At 28.9% G+C, this 654-nt stretch carries 1 protein-coding gene; it reads left to right on the forward strand.

Features of this window, described 5'->3' with window-relative positions; genetic code table 11:
* Window positions 1–269: 269 nt before the first annotated feature.
* A partial coding sequence (locus BKN05_RS11935) for a hypothetical protein (RefSeq protein ID WP_502686338.1) occupies window positions 270–654 on the forward strand: 385 nt, incomplete at its 3' end.

Genomic DNA, 654 nt, shown 5'->3' on the forward strand with positions numbered 1-654 from the left:
TTATATTACATTTTTTATATAAAAATAAAAAGACGTATTCTTAATAGACCTAGATTTTTTATAGTGTTATATTAATAGCAAAATAAAAAAGAAGTCGTCCACCCCAAACCGACCAAAGTTTACGTGAACGACTAGCCAAAATATAAAACAGTCGATGTTTTTATGTTTTTGTATATTTTGATATTAAACGATATTTGATTATACTTCAACATTTACATTTGACGTTTGGGTGGACGACTTCTTAAAACAAATTAAGGAGTCGATTTTTTATGAGTAAGAAAAATCATTCAAATCACTTACAAAATAAGGATTTAGATAATTTTTCTAAAACCGGCTACTCTAATAGCCGGTTAAGTGCACAAATTCCGGTACAAACTTATCCGAATTTAAGTTTTGACGCTATGACAATCGTTGGGAATCTTAATAAAATTAATGCTCAAAAACTATCTGAATTTATGAGCATAGAGCCACAAATAAGACTCTGGGATATACTTCGAACAAAATTTAAAGCTAAAGCACTACAAGAAAAAGTTTATATCGAATATGACAAAGTAAAAGCAGATACGTGGGATAGACGTAATATGCGTGTTGAATTTAATCCAAATAAACTTTCACAAGAAGAAATGCTTTGGTTAAAACAAAATATTATCGACT

It is taken from the genome of Corynebacterium sp. S5S1, from assembly GCF_001913985.1.
GTDB classification, from domain to species: Bacteria; Actinomycetota; Actinomycetes; order Mycobacteriales; family Mycobacteriaceae; genus Corynebacterium; species Corynebacterium marquesiae.